General features: G+C 55.9%; 16 protein-coding genes and 1 pseudogene. 3 read left to right on the top strand and 14 right to left on the bottom strand.

Annotated elements, in window-relative coordinates; genetic code table 11:
- Nucleotides 1-24 precede the first annotated feature (24 nt).
- From purQ to purC, 4 genes are all read right to left on the bottom strand, one after another.
- Nucleotides 25-693: a phosphoribosylformylglycinamidine synthase subunit PurQ gene (purQ, locus tag GOX73_RS03880; RefSeq protein ID WP_171125161.1), complete on the bottom strand. Its 669-nt coding sequence runs from the start codon at nucleotides 691-693 to the stop codon at nucleotides 25-27.
- 11 nt (nucleotides 694-704) lie between these two features.
- Nucleotides 705-926: a hypothetical protein gene (locus GOX73_RS03875; RefSeq protein ID WP_171125163.1), complete on the bottom strand. Its 222-nt coding sequence runs from the start codon at nucleotides 924-926 to the stop codon at nucleotides 705-707.
- Between the two features lie 4 nt (nucleotides 927-930).
- Nucleotides 931-1,161 carry a phosphoribosylformylglycinamidine synthase subunit PurS gene (gene purS / locus GOX73_RS03870; RefSeq protein WP_170683997.1) on the bottom strand — a complete coding sequence of 77 codons (231 nt, stop codon included), beginning with the start codon at nucleotides 1,159-1,161 and terminating at the stop codon, nucleotides 931-933.
- A gap of 173 nt (nucleotides 1,162-1,334) precedes the next feature.
- Nucleotides 1,335-2,090 (bottom strand): phosphoribosylaminoimidazolesuccinocarboxamide synthase, encoded by a 756-nt coding sequence (gene purC, locus GOX73_RS03865; protein ID WP_171121706.1) that lies wholly within the window; start codon nucleotides 2,088-2,090, stop codon nucleotides 1,335-1,337.
- A gap of 187 nt (nucleotides 2,091-2,277) precedes the next feature.
- Here purC and GOX73_RS03860 point away from each other — a divergent pair, with 187 nt between their 5' ends.
- Both GOX73_RS03860 and bmt read left to right on the top strand, forming a co-directional pair.
- Nucleotides 2,278-2,595, top strand: a complete 318-nt coding sequence (locus GOX73_RS03860; protein WP_171121358.1) for a DUF1476 domain-containing protein — start codon at nucleotides 2,278-2,280, stop codon at nucleotides 2,593-2,595.
- Nucleotides 2,596-2,718: 123 nt separating this feature from the next.
- Nucleotides 2,719-3,732, top strand: a complete 1,014-nt coding sequence (gene bmt / locus GOX73_RS03855) for a betaine--homocysteine S-methyltransferase (RefSeq protein WP_171125165.1) — start codon at nucleotides 2,719-2,721, stop codon at nucleotides 3,730-3,732.
- 3 nt (nucleotides 3,733-3,735) lie between these two features.
- Here bmt and GOX73_RS03850 read toward each other — a convergent pair whose 3' ends face one another.
- The 10 genes and pseudogenes from GOX73_RS03850 to GOX73_RS03805 form a co-directional block, all read right to left on the bottom strand.
- Nucleotides 3,736-4,512, bottom strand: a complete 777-nt coding sequence (locus GOX73_RS03850) for an enoyl-CoA hydratase-related protein (protein WP_171125167.1) — start codon at nucleotides 4,510-4,512, stop codon at nucleotides 3,736-3,738.
- 74 nt (nucleotides 4,513-4,586) lie between these two features.
- Nucleotides 4,587-5,042, bottom strand: coding sequence for a cytochrome c-type biogenesis protein (locus GOX73_RS03845; RefSeq protein ID WP_171125169.1), 456 nt, complete (start codon nucleotides 5,040-5,042; stop codon nucleotides 4,587-4,589).
- Nucleotides 5,039-7,003, bottom strand: a complete 1,965-nt coding sequence (locus GOX73_RS03840) for a heme lyase CcmF/NrfE family subunit (protein WP_171134790.1) — start codon at nucleotides 7,001-7,003, stop codon at nucleotides 5,039-5,041. The genes GOX73_RS03845 and GOX73_RS03840 overlap by 4 nt, the downstream gene beginning before the upstream one ends.
- 76 nt (nucleotides 7,004-7,079) lie before the next feature.
- A pseudogene (locus tag GOX73_RS03835) lies at nucleotides 7,080-7,658 on the bottom strand (holin family protein).
- Nucleotides 7,649-8,260 (bottom strand): holin-associated N-acetylmuramidase, encoded by a 612-nt coding sequence (locus GOX73_RS03830; protein ID WP_171125176.1) that lies wholly within the window; start codon nucleotides 8,258-8,260, stop codon nucleotides 7,649-7,651. Before GOX73_RS03830 ends, GOX73_RS03835 begins: the two are co-directional and overlap by 10 nt.
- A 120-nt stretch (nucleotides 8,261-8,380) precedes the next feature.
- The gene (gene ccmE, locus GOX73_RS03825) at nucleotides 8,381-8,827 is read right to left on the bottom strand and encodes a cytochrome c maturation protein CcmE (RefSeq protein WP_171125177.1); all 447 of its coding nucleotides are present in this window, start codon (nucleotides 8,825-8,827) and stop codon (nucleotides 8,381-8,383) included.
- A gap of 7 nt (nucleotides 8,828-8,834) precedes the next feature.
- Nucleotides 8,835-9,863 carry an N-acetyl-gamma-glutamyl-phosphate reductase gene (gene argC / locus GOX73_RS03820; protein WP_171125179.1) on the bottom strand — a complete coding sequence of 343 codons (1,029 nt, stop codon included), beginning with the start codon at nucleotides 9,861-9,863 and terminating at the stop codon, nucleotides 8,835-8,837.
- A 94-nt stretch (nucleotides 9,864-9,957) separates the two neighbouring features.
- Nucleotides 9,958-10,767: a glutamate racemase gene (locus tag GOX73_RS03815; RefSeq protein ID WP_171125181.1), complete on the bottom strand. Its 810-nt coding sequence runs from the start codon at nucleotides 10,765-10,767 to the stop codon at nucleotides 9,958-9,960.
- An 8-nt stretch (nucleotides 10,768-10,775) separates the two neighbouring features.
- A complete protein-coding gene (locus GOX73_RS03810; RefSeq protein WP_171125183.1) occupies nucleotides 10,776-11,654 on the bottom strand; it encodes a lysophospholipid acyltransferase family protein in 879 nt (292 codons plus the stop codon).
- 80 nt (nucleotides 11,655-11,734) lie between these two features.
- The gene (locus GOX73_RS03805) at nucleotides 11,735-15,154 is read right to left on the bottom strand and encodes an indolepyruvate ferredoxin oxidoreductase family protein (RefSeq protein ID WP_171125185.1); all 3,420 of its coding nucleotides are present in this window, start codon (nucleotides 15,152-15,154) and stop codon (nucleotides 11,735-11,737) included.
- A 169-nt stretch (nucleotides 15,155-15,323) separates the two neighbouring features.
- Here GOX73_RS03805 and GOX73_RS03800 point away from each other — a divergent pair, with 169 nt between their 5' ends.
- The gene (locus GOX73_RS03800; RefSeq protein WP_171121346.1) at nucleotides 15,324-16,229 is read left to right on the top strand and encodes a LysR family transcriptional regulator; all 906 of its coding nucleotides are present in this window, start codon (nucleotides 15,324-15,326) and stop codon (nucleotides 16,227-16,229) included.
- Nucleotides 16,230-16,501: the final 272 nt, after the last annotated feature.

Here is a 16,501-nt window from a genome sequence, read left to right as displayed (position 1 = left end):
CGCGGGCTTGTCTGCGACCTCAAGTCATGCGGGTGCAAGCACGCCTGACAATGCGCGGAACAATGCCGTTCCGTCTGTTCCACCGTGACCTTCGTCTGCCGCACGTTCGGGATGCGGCATCATTCCAAGAACGCGGCGGTTTTCAGACAGGATACCAGCGATGTCGCCAACCGAGCCGTTCGGATTCTCGGTATAGGTGAACGCCACCCGATCCTGGTCCCGTAGTTGAGCCAGCGTGTCGTCATCGGCGAAATAATTGCCGTCGTGGTGCGCGATTGGAATCCCGATCACATCCCCTGCGTTATATCCCTCGGTAAATGCACTGGCGCTCGTCTGGACTTTCAGGCCGACCTTTCGGCAGATGTACTTGAGGCCAGCATTTCGCAGCAAAGCGCCCGGAAGGATGCCGGTTTCGGTCAGAATCTGAAAACCGTTGCAAACACCCAGCGCGTAGCCGCCCCGCTTTGTGTGATCCACGACGGCCTTGCAGATCGGCGACTGCGCAGCGATCGCACCGCAGCGCAGATAATCACCGTACGAGAAACCACCGGGTACGCCGACAATGTCCACCCCCTCGGGCAAGGCGGCGTCCTTGTGCCAGACCATATCAACCTGAAAGCCTGCCTGTTCGAAGGCTACGGCCAGATCCCGGTCACAGTTCGAACCGGGAAATACGATGACTGCTGCGCGCATTACGGGGCCTCCTAATGCAAATAATCGGCGACCACGGCAACGCCGAGTGGCGTCGGATGATCAACAGCGGCAAGTTTTTCACTTACCAGAGACAGTGAATTCTGACGTGACGCCAGCGGGCTCAGATCAACACCGCCCCCAGCGATCAACGATATAAGTGAAGGATAGCGCCAACTTGGCATTCCACCGGTGCCAAACACGGCCAACCGCCCGGAATAGAGCGCATCCCGCATCCCGTCAGACCAGTTCGATTTCGTAGCGTTCGATGACCGTGTTGGCCAACAGCTTTTCGCACATCTGGGTCACGTCGGCCTCGGTCGCGCCTTCGGCCAGTTCCAGGTCGATCACTTTGCCCTGGCGCACGCCTTCGACCTGATCGAAGCCCATAGCGCCCAATGCATGACGCACCGCTTCACCCTGCGGGTCCAGAACCCCGTTCTTGAGCATCACATGCACCCGTGCTTTCATTCCTGCAACTCCAGCTAAGGGCCTTCGGTCACGGCCCGTTCCGTTGCGCGGGGGATAGCGCGCCTTTGGCCATTCGACAACCCTTGTCCGCACGCAGTTTGCCGCAGGTCCGTCGGCAATTAAAAAACGCCGCAATTAGATGCGGCGTTTCAAGGTCAGAATGTGGGCATGCCTCAATTGATGAGTGTGGGCTTGGTCACATTGCTTTTGGGAAGAACGCCCAGACGACGCGCCACCTCGGAATAGGCATCTGTCAGGCTGCCCAAATCGCGGCGGAATACGTCCTTGTCCAATTTCTGGCCCGTTTCAATATCCCACAGGCGGCAACTGTCCGGGCTGATCTCGTCGGCTACGATCAGGCGTTGGAAATCGCCTTCGAAAACACGGCCGATCTCGATCTTGAAGTCGACCAGACGGATACCAACCGCCAGCATCATGCCGCTCATGAAGTCGTTCACACGCAACGCAAGACTAAGGATATCGTCCATATCCTGCTGGCTAGCCCAACCGAATGCTGCAATGTGCTCTTCAGTTACCAGCGGGTCACCCAGAGCGTCATCCTTGTAGCAATACTCAACAATAGGACGCGGCAACTGCGTTCCCTCAGCAATTCCAAGGCGCTTGGACATGGTTCCGGCCGCATAATTGCGCACGATCACTTCAAGGGGCACGATCTCGCAGCTACGAACCAGTTGTTCGCGCATGTTGAGGCGACGAATGAAATGGGTCGGCACGCCTATCTGGTTCAGGCCGTTCATGAAGAATTCGCTCAGGCGGTTGTTCAGAACGCCCTTGCCGTCGATGACATCCTTTTTTTCCGCGTTGAACGCGGTGGCGTCATCCTTGAAATACTGCACAATGGTACCCGGCTCGGGGCCTTCATACAGAATCTTGGCTTTGCCTTCATAGATTTTCTTGCGACGCGCCATAAGCGACCCTTCCAGACTGTTGAGCCGGGGATTTCCCATGCTTCTTGGCGCTCTCATAGTCCAAGCCCCACTTTCCCGCAAGTTCGACGACCCGAGGGTCTTTGACGCAGCGCAAATACCTTGCGTCCGGGCGCAGCTATAGTCATATCATCAATTAAGAAGATGTAATCCAAGGGGTCCCCAATCAATGACCACGTTTGACGAACGCGAAAACGCCTTTGAAGCCAAGTTTGCGCATGATGAAGAGATGCAGTTCAAGGCACAGGCACGCTGCAACAAGCTTTTGGGCCTTTGGGCCGCGGAAAAGCTGGGCAAGTCCGGTGCCGAGGCTGAAGATTATGCCAAAACCGTTGTGATCGCCGATATGGAAGAAGCTGGCCACGAGGACGTGGTTCGCAAAGTGTCCGGCGACCTTGGCTCTTTGTCATCCGATGATGAAATCCGCGCGAAAATGGCCGAGCTTTTGCCTGAGGCCAAGGCGCAGATTCTGAGCGAAGCTCAGTAAGGCCAACGCCCAACTCATGATCTTCATGAGTTTTATGAATTTGATTTGATGCCCCGTCCATGAGAGACGGGGCATCTTAGTTTATACGGCCTTGTTCGGCCTTGCCGACATCTGGAAACCTCAATGACAAACGCGCTCAACACATTTCTGGAAACCAATGATACGATTCTGGCTGATGGTGCCACCGGAACAAACTTGTTCAATATGGGTTTGCAATCTGGTGACGCGCCTGAGCTGTGGAACGTGGATTCTCCCGAAAAAATCAAGGCTTTGTATCAAGGTTCGGTCGATGCGGGCAGCGATCTGTTTCTGACAAACACGTTTGGCGGAACTTCGGCGCGGTTGAAACTGCACGATGCTCAAAATCGTGTGGCCGAGCTGAACCGGGTCGGCGCTGAATTGGGCCGCGAGGTCGCTGACAAAGCCGGACGCCTCGTAATCGTCGCCGGTTCGGTCGGTCCGACGGGCGAGATTATGGAACCCATCGGAAGCCTGTCCCATGCTGGCGCTGTCGAGATGTTCCATGAACAAGCCGAAGCGTTGAAGGCTGGCGGTGCGGATGTTCTGTGGCTTGAGACAATCAGCGCCCCGGAAGAGTTCCGGGCCGCAGCCGAAGCTTTTGCACTGGCCGAAATGCCCTGGTGTGGCACGATGAGCTTTGATACCGCCGGGCGGACCATGATGGGCGTCACTTCGGCGGATTTGGCCCAATTGGTCGAGACCCTACCGAACCCGCCCGTGGCCTTCGGTGCGAATTGCGGCACAGGTGCATCTGACATCCTGCGCACTGTTCTTGGTTTTGTGGCCCAAGGGACCGAGCGCCCTGTGATCTCAAAAGGCAACGCGGGCATCCCGAAATACGTCAACGGCCATATCCACTATGACGGTACGCCCGAGTTGATGGGGCAATACGCAGCGATGGCTCGCGACTCCGGCGCAACGATCATTGGCGGCTGCTGTGGCACCATGCCAGCGCATCTTCGAAAGATGCGCGAAGCCCTTGATACCACTTCGTGCGGCTCTCGCCCCACACTGGATCAGATTACTGAGGCACTCGGGCCGTTTTCGTCAGCCTCGGACGGCACCGGAGAGGCCGACGTGCCCGAACGCAGGGCCCGCCGCCGTCGCAGAGCATAAGGTTCAGCGCCCCTCGAATTTCGGGGGGCGTTTTTCCATGAAGGCCACCACGCCTTCAGCAAAGTCTCGGGTTCGTCCGCATTCGCCCTGTAAATGGGCTTCGATTTCTAGCTGCTGACTTAGCGTTTTGTCGTAAGTGCCCCGAATGGCTTGCTTGATGGCTCCGAAACCGGCAGTTGGACCTTTGGCAAGGTAGGATGCGCGCTTGCGCCAATGCGCCTCAAATTCGTCATCAGGAACGGCTTCCCAAATCAAACCCCAATCATCAGCTTGCCGCGCGCTGATCTTTTCGGCGAACAAGGCAGCACCCATGGCTTTAGCGAACCCCATTTGCCGCGGTGTGAACCATGTGCCGCCCGCGTCGGGCAACAATCCAATTCGCGCAAAAGCCTGCAGGAAATACGCACTTTCCGACGCGATCACAACGTCGGCACACAGCGCTAGGTTGGCCCCTGCCCCAGCCGCAGCACCGTTCACCGCAGCGATGGTGGGAACCGGACTGTTATAAATCGTTTCAAGCATTGGCTCGTACTCATCCCGCAGAGTACGCTCAAGGTCGATCTTGCCGGTGCTTGAGGAATCTCCCAGATCCTGACCCGAACAGAATGCGCCGCCCGCGCCCGTCAATACGACTGCGCGGGCATTGCGGGCTGCGTGTTTCATGGCATGTGTGACTTCGGCCCGCATCTGCGCGGTCATCGCATTCATTTTGTCTGGCCGGTTCAAGGTGACTACTGCCAGATCGTCAGCAACCTCCAATAACAGCGTTTCGTAGTCCATGCGTTCCTCCCGTTCGTCCTGGATTTCTCGCGACCCTGACGCAATTACCTTGAGAGGGAAAGCCCGACGACCCGTTAGTCCTTAAGAATTTGTTCTAACCGCTCTTTTTCAGCGTCGGTCAGGGCCTCACCGCCTGTGGATTGTTGCGCGTTTGACCGCTTGCGCACAAAGTTCCAACCCAGGCCCGCAGCGATCAACAGCATGATTGGACCGGCCAACCACAGCATAAGGTTTGCCCCATAAGAGGTAGGCTTCAACAGAACGTATTCACCGTAGCGATCCACGATGAATTCAATCGCCTCATCATCGGTGTCGCCTGCGACCAGCCTTTCCCTAACCAAAAGGCGCAGGTCACGCGCAAGGTCGGCATTGCTTTCATCAATACTCTCGTTTCGGCACACAAGGCATCGCAGACCCGTGCTCAGGTCGCGCGCGCGCTGTTCCAAAACCGGATCATCCAGAATTTCGTCCGGTTGAACCGCCCACGCAGGCGATGCAAGAAACGCGAGGATCAAAAACAGTCGTTTCATTCTGCGGGAACTCCACCCGAAGGGGCCTTGCGCGCACCTGCCGCAACACGGAAGCGGCGGTCCGACAAGCTTATGAAGCCACCAAGGGCCATAAGAATACACCCACCCCAAATCCAGTTGGCCAGAGGTTTGATATAGGTCCGCATCACCCAGCCACCGTCAGCCTGTTGATCACCGATCACGACATATACGTCGCGTAGAAAACGATAGTCGATTGCCGCTTCGGTAGTGGGCATTCTGGCAACCGGATAGTCTCGTTTCTCTGGGTATAGGGTTGCAACGGGTCGTCCGTCCTTTTCCACCAGAACCTCGGCCATGGTTGAGAAGTAGTTCGGCCCCTCTACCCGCCGGACATCTTCCAATGTGAATGTAAACTGTCCCACATCGAATGGTTTTGCCGGTTGGGCGACACGAATATCCTCAACCTCCCACGCGGTAAGGCCCGCTATGGCAAACATTGTAACGCCAAGCCCGGTGTGTGCGACGGCCTTGCCCCAATCCGCGCCAGGAAGGCGAAACAGGCGCGACAGGTTGCCTTTGCGCCCGGTGCGGCTCCAAAGATCCACGGCTGCGCCAAAGGTAATCCATGCACCCAGAAACAGACCTGCAGGCCCCAATGAACTGCGACCCGTCTGCATCGCCCAGACCAACAGCGCCAGAGCCACCGCCAGAACAAAGGCAAAGCGCAATGAATAGGCGGCTTTCGCAATCTTGCCCCGTTTCCATGGAAGCATGGCCCCAACAGGAAGGGCAATTCCCAAAGCGATCATGAAGGGCGTGAAGGCCGCGTTGAAGAACGGCGGACCAACCGAAAGTTTCCGGTCAAAAGCCATTTCCGCCACCATCGGCCACATCGTTCCGAAGAATACGACAAAGCAACTTACGGCCAGCAGGATGTTATTGAGAACCAGCGCACTTTCCCGGCTTACCATGCCAAAGACGCCCTTTGCCTCCATCGCCTGAGCACGGGCCGCAAACAGGGTAAGCGCGCCGCCAATAAAAATGACAAGAATGAACAGGATGAACACACCGCGTTCCGGGTCATTCGCAAAGGCATGAACGGATGTCAGCAGGCCGGATCGAACGATAAACGTCCCGATAAGCGAAAAGCCAAAGGCAATGATGGCCAGAAGGATCGTCCAGCTTTTCAAAGCCTCACGTTTTTCGACAACGATGGCGGAATGCAACAAGGCTGCAGCCAGAAGCCATGGCATGAACGAGGCATTTTCAACCGGGTCCCAGAACCAAAAACCGCCCCAGCCCAGTTCATAATACGCCCACCAAGATCCCAGAGCGATGCCAATCGTCAGAAAAATCCACGCCGCCAAAGTCCATGGCCGAACCCAGCGGCCCCATGCGGCGTCGATACGCCCCTCGATCAAGGCGGCGACGGCAAAGCTGAACGCCATGCTCAGACCCACATAGCCCAGATACAAAAACGGCGGGTGAAACGCTAAGCCCGGATCCTGCAACAATGGGTTCAGGTCCTGCCCGTCGAACGGAGCGACGATGAGCCGGTCGAAAGGATTAGAGGTGAACAAGATGAATGCATAAAACGCGACACCGATGGCGGCCTGTACTGACAGTACACGGGCCTTGAGTGTGGGTGGCAAACCTGCACCAAAGAAGGCAGCCATTGCACCAAACAGCGCAACGATAAGAACCCACAGAAGCATCGACCCCTCATGGTTTCCCCAGGTTCCGCTGATCTTGTACAGCATCGGCTTCAGAGAGTGGCTGTTTTCCACCACGATGCGTAGCGAAAAGTCAGAGGTCGCAAAGGCCCAGACCAGCGCGCAAAAAGAAAATGAGACTAGCGCGAATTGCGCAATTGCAGCCGTTTCACCGAACTTCATCCAACCCGTCCAGCGGTAGCCCGCGCCAATAAGTGGAAAAACCGTCTGAACGATTGCGACGAGAAAGGCGAGTATCAGGGTGAAGTGACCGAGTTCAGTAATCATGGCCCCGCATATAATCCTGATGCGGGGCGATAACCAATAACTTTCGCCCCGTAGGGGCGCACATAGTGTCGCGGCTTCAGCCGGATCGCTGATGCCGCCAATCCTCTAGCGCGCGGTTCGCATCGGGCCGAAGCGCGTTTTCCGCCAATTCGGCGTCAGTGCCGGGGTCTGCGGAACCTATGGCCTCGGTACGCAATCCCTCAATTAGCCTAATATTTTCCACGACTTGGGGCGCACGCTTAATTGCCGCGGATAGCTCTCGTTGCAAATCTTATGCCTTGGCCTGATGGCGGGCGCCAAAATAAAAGGACACGATCACACCCAACAACCACCACAACGGCTCAGGGACCAAAGAAATCCCCTGCATCCGGGCTGCGAACCAAAGCGGATCAACCATTGCGGCGACAAACAAGCCAAGTGTGCCAAGGGCCAGCGCCGGTCTAGGTAAACGATTAAGACCATCCAGAACCCGATCGTACCTGCTTTTGTTGGCCGCGCGGAATTCGGTGCCGAATTGAAGCATTGCCTGTTGTTGTAAGGTCAGATCACGAACGGCCGCGCTTTCAGCATTTTGGCGAAAAACCTCAGTTGTTTCGCGCACCACGTTCCTTCCGCCGCCAAAGAGAAACGTCAAAACCTCGGATATTAGTCCCATCCCGCAACCCTTGTCTGAAACTCTGCATCACTCAGATGGTAGACCGGCGAGATGAACTCCTCAGCCCGGCGTATCCAGCCACCTTTGCCGCCTGCCCGCGTCCGTGCATATTTTCTGGCCGAGGGTCGGTGGTCTGCTAATCGGAAGTAATAGTTCTTCCGGGCCACGCCATAGGCGTCTTTCAAGACCACAGGCTCTGGCCGCGATGCCTTTTGTGCGGCGTATGCTGTCTGCGGTCCAACGACCCCATCCACGGCCAGTGAAAACCCCATATCGCGCAGTAATATCTGCAATATTTTAACAGCTTGCGCGCCAGAGTTGACGTGCATGTCAAATAACGAAGGCTGAAGATCAAATGGCAAAAGCCCCAGACGCGGACCCTTGAAGTAGTGGGTTACAAAAATGTCGAACGCCTGTGATTTGGTGAGCAGCCTCACATCTTCCCTGTTTATCTTTCCGTCACCAGAAAGGTCCAAACCAAGTCGTCGCATTGTGTGAATTGTAACGCCATACTTGGTTGCGCCGCCCGGGTCGTCTGGGTCATCAACAAACCCGCCCTCTCGGGCTACAATCTGTGTGGCGATTTGTCGAACCGTCTGCACCGCACCCTCCTTCAAAGTGTGAGGGAACGGTCAGTCAAAAGTGTTAAGTCCGGGAAACAAGAAAGGGCGCTGAATAGTCTTCCTACGCAACGCCCTTTTACCTAATGGAAAATCGTCGGATCAGCCTTCGTCGGCGTGTTGATATACGCCTTGTTCCTTGAGGGCACCCACTACCTCTTTCGGCATGTAAGTTTCATCATGTTTTGCAAGTATTTCAGTAGCTTCAAAGACACCGTTTACGTAACTTCCGGTGCCGACCATGCCCTGATTTTCCGAAAACAGGTCTGGCAGAACACCCGTAAAGGCGACCGGTACGCTTTCTCCGCCATCCGTCACAACAAATGTCACTGTTTCACCCTGACCGCGAACAATCGAGCCTTCTTCGACAAGGCCACCGATCCGAAACACTTCGGTAGGTTTGGGTGGTTCAGCGATCACTTCACTGGGCGAGCGGAAAAAGTTGATACCGTCCTGCAATGCCCAACCAATCAACACCGTCGAGGACACCAAGGCCACGACGGCCAGCAGAATGATTTGTACGCGACGACGTTTCTTGAGTGACTTCATGATATCCTCACGGGAACAGAGGGGCCATCATCAGACCAGCGGTTTCAGCTTCACCTAACATCAGATTGGCATTCTGCAAGGCTTGTCCACTGCTACCTTTTGTCAGGTTATCAAGTGCACCGATCACAATCGCGCGGCGTTCAATCCGGTCTGCAACCACTCCGATATGGCAAAAATTAGACCCCCTCACATGGTGCGTCGAAGGCGTTTCGCCAAAGGGCAACATCTTGATGAACGGCTCATCCTCATAGGTCTTGGACAATACCTCATAGACACTGGCAGGATCGCCCTTGACGTAGGTGGTCGCCAGAATTCCCCGGTTCGTCGGAATCAAGTGCGGCGTAAACTGAACGTGCACAGGGCGTCCGGCCAAGGCGGAAAACTCCTGATCAAACTCTCCGAGATGCCGATGCGTGCCGCCAACAGCGTAAGCGTTATACCCTTCGCTGAGTTCCGCGTGCAGCAGGTTTTCTTTGAGTGAGCGCCCTGCCCCCGAAACGGCGCATTTCAGGTCCAGAACGATATCGTCCAGATCAATCACCCCGGCCGAGATTAACGGGCGCAGCACATATTGCCCCGTCGCGGCGTTGCAACCTGTTCCCGCAACAAGTCGAGCTTGGCGAATGTCGTCGCGATAGAACTCGGTCAAGCCATAGACGGCTTCGTCTTGCTGTTCCAAGGCCACATGAGGGTTGCCGTACCACTTTTCGTATTCGTCTGGGTCACGCAGCCTAAAGTCTGCGGACAAATCAACGATCTTTAACCCTTTAGGCAGATTGCGGATGACTTCCTGACTGGTCTTATGCGGCAGCGCGCAAAAACACAGGTCGACTTGCGAAAAGTCGATTTCGGATATCTTGCACAGATCAGGGAGGTCCATATGGCGCAGATGAGGAAAGACCTGCGCCATCGGCTGGCTCGCTTTGCGCTCGGCGGCAAGAGCGGTGATTTCCATGTTCGGATGTTCGGCGATCAACCGAACAAGTTCAGCGCCGGTATATCCCGAAGCGCCCAGAATTGCGATTTTATGGGTCATCTGAGACCTCTTGTTTCTGAATGTCACATATCACGACCGCCGACGTGACGATCTTTGAACTAAGCGGCCAGCCTTTAACTATCCTTGACCTAAGTCAGGCGGCCTCGAATGTGATTTGTCGTCGGAGGAACTGTGTCGCCCGATCACTGACAACGTCTGGCTTCCCGGTTGTCAGAAAACCGCCTTTCCCTTCGCCAAGCATCTTGGGATGGCGCTGCAGGTAATCCGCCAGACTCTCCGCGACCAGATCCCCCTGGCTGAACACTTCAACATTGGTGCCAAGTGCCTGCTGGAACGTGTCTGCCATCAAAGGGTAATGTGTACACCCCAAAATGGCCGCCTGCGGTTCCGGCATCTTGCGTTTCAGCGCATCGACATGGCTACGCACCAACGCCTCGGCCAGGATCATATCGCCATCCTCGATCGCATCCACCACACCGCCACAGGCCTGAGCTTCGACGTCCACACCGATCGCCCGGAATGCCAGTTCGCGTTGAAACGCTCGGCTGGCGACGGTGGCCGGGGTTGCAAACAGGGCAACATGCTTCACGGCGACTTCGCGCGGGGGGCTATTATCGCCCCATTGACGTTCAGTCAGCGCTTCGATCAATGGAACGAACACACCCAGAACCCGCTTGCCTTCTGGCACGCCCTCTTCTTGCATCCGACGCAGGGCGGCGGCGCTTGCCGTGTTGCACGCCAGAATCACCAGATCACAGCCGCGGCTCCACAGATCGTTCACAGCGCTGCGCGTCAGATCATAGATGTTTTCGGCGTCCCGCACCCCATAAGGCGCGTGCGCGCTGTCTGCGAAATACAGAAACTCTACGTCCGGCAGACGTTGCTGCGCGGCGTCCAGCACGGTTAAACCGCCCAAACCAGAATCAAAAATACCTACTGCCATTTGCCCCTTCAGGCGCGATGCCGTTCCTCGAATTCATAGCCGTAGTCATAGGACCTTAGCGGCTTTGGAGACAGCTCATACGTGGCTTTGCGCAGGAAATCCATCATCTTGCGCGTATCCTTCGCCAAAGGGTTCAGAACGTCGCGGCCAATCGGCTCTCCGATGGCGACTTTGACAGGTGTATCTACGCGTTTTTTGAACTCTTTGATCAACAAACCCATACGTAGGGTGCTGTGCAGATGGCTGGCGATCTGAAACAGGCGCGAGGTGTTGCCGTCGAAAAAGACAGGAACCACAGTAGCATTCGACTTGGCGACCATCCGCGCGGTGAATCCACGCCACCCCGGATCCATCGGGTGGGAAAACGGCTTTGCGCCCGTGCTGACAGTGCCACCGGGGAAAATGCCGATTGCGCCACCCTCACCCAGGTAGTTCAAGGCTGTTTTCCGAGTCTCCAGGTTCAGCTTCACCGCCTCTTTCGTGTCATCAAACGAAATTGGCAGGACGATGCGGTTCAGGTCCTCGGCCTTGCGGAACACTCTGTTCGCCAGAATGCGGAAATCGCCACGGGTCTGGGATAGCATATGCCCCATCATCATCCCGTCCAGAATGCCATAGGGATGATTGGCGATCAGGATCAGCGGCCCAGTCTTGGGAATATTAGCTAGTGACCCGCCAACCACATCCAGCGAAAGCCCGTACCGATCCACCATCACCGACCAGAAATCGCGCCCGTTGGCGACTTCTTTCTCGTACCCGTCGGCCCGCTTGATCAGCCGCATCCGGCCGGTTGTATTCTCCATCAGCTTAATGACCATGCGTCCACCTTTGGTTTCGGCGGAATAAGCATAAGAAATGTCACGAGCGACATGGCGGCGCGAGGGCATGGACGACTCCGGGGTTTGTTGCCTGCTATTTATGTGCAGGCATCAAGTTTGCCTAGATATCGTGACAGGGCTGTGACGATTTACTCGGCTGCCGCGCGCAAATCGGGCCCTCCGCTTCGGATCGTTGCCAGCAGTTCTTCGCGACGCTTGGCTGCTTTGGCCTCGTTTTCCTTCAAAACAGGTCCGAAACCCCGGATATCCAGTGGCAACTGGGCCAACGCAACAACGGCGTCTTTTGTCTGCGGCGTGACCAGCGAAGACACCTCTTTGAAATCACGCTCAAATTGCTTGATCAAAGCACGCTCCATGCGCCGTTCCGCGCTGTAGCCGAAGATATCCAACGGTGTACCGCGCAGGAATTTGAACTTGCTCATTATCTTAAGCGGACCCAGCATCCATTCGCCAAAATCGCGTTTGCGTGGACGTCCGTCCGGTCCGGTGCCGCCCAGCAATGGAGGGGCAAGGTGGAAGGTCATCTTGAAGTCCCCATCGAATTCAGCAGCAGCCTTTTCGCGACTGGACAACAGCAAGCGAGCAACCTCGTATTCATCCTTATAGGACAACAGCTTGTGATACCCTTTTGCTGCAGCCTCTTTGATTTCCGTATCTTCGAACGAGTCAATCAGTTTCCGATATCGCTTTACCAGCCGGGCACTTTGGTACTCGGATAGATGGCTTGCCCGGAACTCGATCAGTTGATCCAGAGTTTTAGGCAGTTCGGCGACCTTGGGGCGCAGAATTTCACCGACCTTTTCGGGGTGCAAAACGGCCCAGCGTCCAATGTCGAATGCCCGTTTATTGCGCTCAACGGCAGTTCCATTCAGCTCGATCGCAGTCAAAACGGCTTCATGGCTGATTGGTAGCAACCCGCGCTGCCACGCGGCCCCAAACACCATCATGTTGGAATAGATCGAATTGCCCATTACGGCACGCGCCAGTTCGGTGGCATCGAACAGGGAAACGTCGTCCTTCAAACGCGCCTGCAATGCCAATTCCAACCTGTCACCTGGAATGCGGAACTTGGTGTCACGGGTGAAGTCACCCGTGACTGTCTCGTGGCTGTTCACCACTGCTCCTGTCTGCCCTGCGCGGGTCAGACCAAGCGTCGCGGACCCGGCGGACACAACAAGGTCACCGCCGATCAATGCGTGGGCTTCACCCGTGGCGACGCGAATTGCGCTGATGTCTTCGGGCCGGTCGGCTAGGCGACAATGAATGTGCACCGCGCCACCTTTTTGCGCCAGTCCAGCCATCTCCATCATCCCGGCCCCTTTGCCGTCGATCTGAGCGGCCTGCGCCAAAACCGCGCCAAGTGTAACAACCCCGGTGCCGCCAATACCGGTAATCACCACGTTATGAGTGCCGTGGATCGTCGGCAGAGTGGGCAAAGGCAGGTCAGGCAGGTCAATCTCGGTCGTGGCTTCCTTACGGATTTCCGCCCCTTCCAGGGTTACAAAAGACGGGCAAAACCCTTTCAAACAGGAAAAATCCTTGTTGCAACTGGATTGATCAATCGCGCGCTTGCGCCCCAGTTCCGTCTCTTGGGGCACGATCGACACACAGTTCGACTGAATGCCGCAATCGCCGCAGCCCTCGCAGATATCGGTATTGATGAACACCCGCTTGTCCGGATCGGGGAAAGTACCGCGCTTGCGACGCCGCCGTTTTTCGGCAGCGCAAGTCTGTACGTAGACGATGACGGAAACCCCTTCGATGTTTCGGAACCGCTCCTGAACCTGCATGAGTTCCGCGCGTTCGAATGTCTCGACCCCGGCGGGCAGAGCCTTGAAGTTAACATCCTCTTTCTCGTCATAGACCAAAGCAACGTCCTTTACGCCCATCGCCTTAACTTCGGCTACGATCCGCTCGGCGGTCAGATCGCCCTCGTTCCCCTGCCCGCCGGTCATAGCAACCGCGTCATTGAACAGGATCTTGAAGGTGATGTTCGTTCCCGCAGACAATGCCGCCCGGATGGCTTGCACACCCGAGTGGTTATAGGTGCCGTCCCCAAGGTTCTGGAAAACGTGCTGAGTGGTCGAGAACGGCTCTTCACCGATCCAGTTCGCGCCCTCTCCGCCCATTTGGGTAAAGCCGGACGTATTCCTGTCCATCCACTGAACCATATAGTGACACCCGATGCCGGCATAAGCGCGGCTTCCGTCAGGCACTTTGGTCGAGCTGTTATGCGGACAGCCCGAACAGAAATACGGAAGGCGTGTTGCGATCTCTTCGGCGTTGTCAGCGCGTCGGGCTGCGGACAACGACTCGAGGCCGCCGCGAATGCCGTCGGTTTCACGACCTTCCTCGATCAGGATTTCTCCTAATTTCTCGGCGATCATAATCGGGTCAAGTGCACCACGTGTCGGGAAAAGCTCTTCCCGGTGCAGCGTACCTGCACCGCCCTTGTACCATCCATAGACCCGGCGCCCCCGGCGATCATCGAAAATGGCTTCTTTGACCTGTACTTCGATCAGCTTGCGCTTTTCCTCGACGATCACGATCAGGTCCAGCCCTTCGGCCCATTCGTGGAACCCGGCCATGTCCAGCGGGAATGTCTGCCCGACTTTATAGGTCGTGATCCCAAGCCGTTCGGCCTCGGCCTCGTCGATGTTCAAAAGTGACATGGCGTGAACAAGGTCAAGCCAGTTCTTCCCGGCAGCGACAAAACCGATCTTGGCACCGGGTTTACCCCAAACCCGCTTGTCCATCTTGTTGGCGCGCGAGAATGTTTCCGCCGCGAACCGCTTATAGTCTATGATCCGCGCTTCTTGCAGGTGCGGTGTGTCGCCAAGCCGGATGTTCAAGCCACCCTCAGGCATCTCAAAGTCCGGCGTTATCACCTTCATTCGGTCAACGCTGCCATCCACGACGGACGTCACTTCGATCGTGTCCTTCATCGTCTTCAGGCCAACCCAGACGCCGGCAAACCGGCTGAGTGCAAATCCATAGACCCCGTAATCCAGAATTTCCTGAACCCCGGCCGGGCTGACCACGGGCATATAGGTGTCGACCAGTGACCACTCGGATTGATGCAATACGGTCGAGCTTTCGCCAGTGTGGTCATCGCCCATCGCCATTAGAACGCCGCCGTGCTTGGCCGTACCAGCCATATTCGCATGGCGCATCACGTCACCAGATCGGTCAACACCGGGACCTTTGCCGTACCAAAGGCCGAAGACACCGTCGTATTTTCCATCCCCGCGCAAACCAGCCTGTTGGCTGCCCCACAGAGCGGTGGCCGCGAGGTCTTCGTTCAAACCGTACTGAAAAGTTACATCGCTTTCGGCCAATTGCTTCTGAGCGCGGATCATCTGCTGATCAACGGCCCCAAGCGGTGATCCCCGATACCCGGTCACCAAACCCGCTGTGTCTAGTCCCGCTTGTTTGTCCCGTGCTTTCTGGATCAACATCAGGCGCACCAAAGCCTGTGTTCCGTTCAGCAGAACCGGGTTCTTCTCAAGATCGAACCGGTCATTTAGTGATATCAGTGGCTGACTCATCAGACGTCTCCCCTCGTCAGATCAGTGTGCTTCATTTATACACATATTAGGTCACAATTCCTGACCTGTATAGGGTTTATCCTCTGAAACATAAGGATTTCACCGTTTGAATGTGGAAGTTGTTACCTATTTCATATAGGCATTCCGAAGGATAACGAAAGTTGCGGCGATGGACTGGGACAAGCTTAGGATATTTCATGCAGTGGCCGATGCAGGCAGTCTGACCCATGCGGGGGATCGATTGAACCTGTCGCAATCCGCCGTAAGCCGCCAAATTCGGGCATTGGAAGAATCGCTTGATTCGACCCTGTTTCACCGTCACGCCCGCGGCTTGATCCTGACCGAACAAGGTGAGCTGTTGTTCGACGCAACCTCGGCCATGTCCAAACGACTGGATGCTGCGGCAGCACGCATCCGCGACAGTGAAGAAGAGGTTTTTGGTGTTCTTCGCGTCACTACGACCTTCGGGTTCGGAACGCTTTGGTTGGCGCCGCGCCTCCCGAAACTTTATGAGCAATATCCTGACCTGAATATCGACCTGATGCTGGAAGAACGTGTGCTGGACCTGCCAATGCGCGAGGCCGATGTCGCCATCCGTATGAAGGAACCCAGCCAGGCCGACCTTGTTCGCAAACGGTTGATGACCGTTCAGATGCAGCTTTATGCGACAAAGGAATACCTTGCCGAAAACGGTACGCCCGGGTCACTCGAGGAAATTTCGACCCATCGGCTGATTTGTCAAACTCCGGCAGCCCCACAAGTGGGCGCAAGTGCATCAATGGTTCGCCATCTTATGACCTATAACCCCGGGTCGTTGCTGACTGTGAACAACTATTTCGGCGTTTTGCAGGGCGTTTTGCACAATCTTGGTATCGGTGTCTTGCCGGACTATGTGACCCAGGATTTCCCGCATCTGGTTCCGATATTGAGCGATATCGAAGCCGCCGATGTTCCCGTTTACCTCGCCTACCCCGAGGAATTGCGCCATTCCAAGCGCGTTGCGGCGTTTAGGGACTTTGTTCAGGATGAAATTATTGAACAACGCAAGCAATTGAAGCAAATGGGAAAACTTTAGCTATGCACGAAAGGCATAGCGGACATTCCCATTCATCAGTCTGAAAAATCTTGATCGTTCATAAACTGATCCCTAAATGAGCACTCGAAGGCGGTGATGCTGAAACGCTCATCATCTTCATACCTCCCTGTTGGACTATGGCCGAGCTTAGTGCTCGGCCTTTTTTTGCCTTCAAGCATCAGAACGGGCCCTGAGTTGGTGAAACATCTGGGAATGCCGGGCACTTAGACCTATGATCCGAAAAAAATACCAATAGATGTGTTCGAGGACAG

The organism is Ruegeria sp. HKCCD7221 (assembly GCF_013031225.1).
In the GTDB taxonomy this organism is placed as follows: Bacteria; Pseudomonadota; Alphaproteobacteria; order Rhodobacterales; family Rhodobacteraceae; genus Ruegeria.
Note: the sequence above shows the minus strand (reverse complement) of the source record. Positions and strands in the feature narration are given on the sequence as shown.